This is a genomic window from Pseudomonas sp. Sample_9, from assembly GCF_004307535.1.
GTDB lineage: Bacteria > Pseudomonadota > Gammaproteobacteria > Pseudomonadales > Pseudomonadaceae > Aquipseudomonas > Aquipseudomonas mercuritolerans.
This window is the reverse complement of the sequence record NZ_RAZO01000267.1, coordinates 1-3160: the sequence shown is the minus strand read 5'-3', so window position 1 is coordinate 3160 and position 3160 is coordinate 1. Positions and strand designations below refer to the sequence as shown.

At 59.4% G+C, this 3160-nt stretch carries 4 protein-coding genes; 1 reads left to right on the top strand and 3 read right to left on the bottom strand.

Annotated features, from left to right (window positions below; all coding sequences use genetic code 11):
* On the top strand, positions 1 to 618 hold a 618-nt coding region (locus D6877_RS29930; RefSeq protein ID WP_241662904.1), incomplete at its 5' end, for a glycosyltransferase.
* A gap of 127 nt (positions 619 to 745) precedes the next feature.
* On the opposite strand, the gene D6877_RS14845 is transcribed toward D6877_RS29930, so the two are convergent.
* The 3 genes from D6877_RS14845 to D6877_RS14835 form a co-directional block, all read right to left on the bottom strand.
* Positions 746 to 1849: an NADH:flavin oxidoreductase gene (locus D6877_RS14845; protein WP_130911285.1), complete on the bottom strand. Its 1104-nt coding sequence runs from the start codon at positions 1847 to 1849 to the stop codon at positions 746 to 748.
* A 194-nt stretch (positions 1850 to 2043) separates the two neighbouring features.
* Positions 2044 to 2526 carry a glutathione peroxidase gene (locus D6877_RS14840; protein WP_130911284.1) on the bottom strand — a complete coding sequence of 161 codons (483 nt, stop codon included), beginning with the start codon at positions 2524 to 2526 and terminating at the stop codon, positions 2044 to 2046.
* A gap of 123 nt (positions 2527 to 2649) precedes the next feature.
* Positions 2650 to 3135 carry a peptidylprolyl isomerase gene (locus D6877_RS14835; protein WP_016771661.1) on the bottom strand — a complete coding sequence of 162 codons (486 nt, stop codon included), beginning with the start codon at positions 3133 to 3135 and terminating at the stop codon, positions 2650 to 2652.
* Between the last annotated feature and the right edge of the window lie 25 nt (positions 3136 to 3160).

Genomic DNA, 3160 nt, shown 5'->3' with positions numbered 1-3160 from the left:
CATCCGAGCAAACGTCAGAGCGCGTTGCGTGAGCAATGGGGACTCTCTGATAAAGATATCGCGGTCATCCATGTAGGAAGGCTCGCCCCCGAGAAAAATCTGGGCCTGCTCAAACGCTGCTTCGAGACCCTGCGGGAAACTTATCCACAGCGCCATCTGAAGCTGATCGTGGTCGGAGATGGACCGCAGCGTTCGGCGCTGGAGAAAGAACTGCCGGAGGCGATCTTCTGCGGCGCGCAGCGGGGAGAAGCACTGGCGGCGCACTACGCCTCAGGAGATCTGTTCGTATTTCCCAGCCTGACCGAAACCTTCGGCAATGTGGTGCTGGAAGCCCTGGCTTCGGGACTCGGCGTCGTTGCCTATGATCAGGCAGCGGCGGCGCAGCATATTCGCCACGGCTACAACGGCGTGTCAGCCATGCCCGGTGATGAGCAGGCGTTCTGCGAAGCGGCGGCGTGGTTACTGGAGGAGGATGAGCGGTTGCGCTGTGTGCGGCTGAATGCGCGGCAGCATGGCAGTCGCCAGGGCTGGGCGGCAATTATCGAGCAGTTCGAGGGGTATTTGCGTGGGGCTTGTGTGGGGGAGCTGGTGGTGCCTGGGGCGCAGACACAACCTTAGATTTTCGGCGACATAGAAACAGCTTTCGCGAGCAGGCTCGCTCCCACATGGGTACTGCATTCTTTCAGATGGAATGCGGTCGAAGGTGGGAGCGAGCCTGCTCGCGAATGGTTCGAACTGGCGCCGCTTAGACCAAGGTCATCAACGCCTCACGACTAAACGGAAGAATGTCCTGCTCCCGCCCTTCACGGACTTTCTGCGCCCAGTCCGGATCGACCAGCAGCGCGCGGCCCACTGCTACCAGGTCAAACTCTTCTTTGTTCAGACGCTCCAGCAGGTTTTCCAGGCTGGCCGGTTGCGCGACCTTGTCGGTGTTGACCATGAACTGCAGGAACTCGCCATCCAGGCCGACGCTGCCCACGGTGATGGTCGGTTTGCCGGTCAGCTTGCGGGTCCAGCCAGCAAGGTTCAGATCCGAACCGTCGAACTCCGGCTCCCAGAAGCGTCGGGTCGAGCAGTGGAAAATGTCCACACCGGCGTCGGACAGCGGCTTGAGAAACTCGCCCAGCGCTTCGGGGGTTTGCACCAGACGCGCAGTGTAATCCTGCTGTTTCCATTGCGAAAAACGGAAGATGATCGGGAAGCCCTCACCGACAGCCGCGCGCACTGCTTGAATCAATTCGATGGCAAAACGCGAACGGTTGGCCAGGCTGCCACCGTATTCGTCGCTGCGCTGATTGCTGCCTTCCCAGAAGAACTGGTCCACCAGATAGCCGTGGGCGCCATGGATTTCCACACCGTCCATGCCGATGCTTTGCGCGTCTTTGGCCGCCTGGGCGAACGCAGCGATCACGTCCTGAATGTCCTGTTTGGTCATGCCGTGAACCACGACCTGACCGTCCTTGAGTTTTTCCGACGGACCGTAGCCCGGCACGCTGGCGTCCGGCTCGGTGCCAAGGCGACGTACGCTGCCGACATGCCACAGTTGCGGGACGATCTTGCCGCCCTCGGCGTGCACGGCGTCGACAACTTTTTTCCAGCCGGCCAGCGGCGCGTCACCGAAAAACTGCGGCACGTTAGGATAGCCGTTGGACGCGATGTGGCCGACCGTGGTGCCTTCGGTGATGATCAAGCCAACCCCAGCGGCCGCGCGACGGCGATAGTACTCAATGACTTTGGAATTCGGCACGCCGCCCGGCGAGAACGAGCGGGTCATTGGCGCCATGACCACGCGGGTCGGCAGTTCGAGAGTGCCGAGGTGGAACGGTTTGAACAGGGCTTGAACAGGCATCGAGAGGCTCCATAGCGATCGATTTATGACGGCGATAATATGGAGGGCCGGAGCCTTTGAATAGCATTATTGATTTGGGTGATTAATGATTAAAAGATTGAAAAGCAAAGATCGCAGCCTTCGGCAGCTCCTACAGAGGAAACAAAAACCCCCTGTATGAGCTGCCGAAGGCTGCGATCTTTTGATGCTGCTTGTCAGCTCAGCGCTTTTTCAATCGCATGCACGATGGTCGGATCATCCGGCGCCGTACGCGGCGAGAACCGTGCCAGCACGCGGCCGTCCTTGCCGAGCAGAAACTTTTCGAAGTTCCAGGTGATGTCACCGGGAAACTCGGCGCCCTCGCCCGCCAGCAGGCGATACAACTGATGCCGCTCGTGGCCGTTGACTTCGAGCTTGCTCGACAACGGAAAGGTCACGCCATAGTTGAGGCTGCAGAACTCCTGGATTTCTTTCTCCGAGCCTGGCTCCTGACCGGCAAACTGGTTGCACGGCAGGCCCAGCACAGCAAAGCCTTTATCTTTGTATTGCTGGTAGAGGTTTTCCAGTGCCGCGTACTGAGGGGTCAAGCCGCATTTGGAGGCCACGTTGACCACCAGCACGACTTGGCCCTTGAACGGCGCCAGCGGTAGCTCCTGACCATCCAGGGCTGTCAACTTAAGGTCGTGAAAAGCACTCATGCCGAACTCCAGGATTCTCGTGTTCTACTCGAAACAGCCACTTGGCGAGGCCACCAAGGACAGCCGCGGACTAAAAAGGCGCCCACAGGCGCCTCTCCAGTACTCGAAGCTTAGCGCAGAAAATCAGTGGTGATGGCCACCTTCGCCATGGACGTGACCATGAGCGATTTCTTCCTGGCTGGCGTCACGGATATCAACGATCTTCACTTCAAAGTTCAGGCGCTGACCGGCCAGAGGGTGGTTGCCATCAACGGTGACGTCGTCGCCGTCCAGATCACGGATGGTGACGATCTGCATCTGGCCGTCCGGCGCCGAAGCGTGGAACTGCATGCCGACTTCCAGCTCGTCAACGCCTTCGAACATGCTGCGGCTCAGGGTGCTGACCAGTTCAGCGGCGTATTCACCGTAAGCGTCTTCCGGCTCAACGGCCACTTTCAGCTCGTCACCGACAGCTTTGCCTTCAAGGGCTTTTTCCAGGCCCGGGATGATGTTGCCTGCGCCTTGCAGGTAAACCAGCGGAGCGCCGCCGGCGGAGCTGTCGATGACCTCACCAGCGTCGTTGGTCAGGGTATAGTCGATGGAGACAGCCTTATTGGCGGCGATCAGCATGGGGCGAGACCTTTTGCATAAGAAT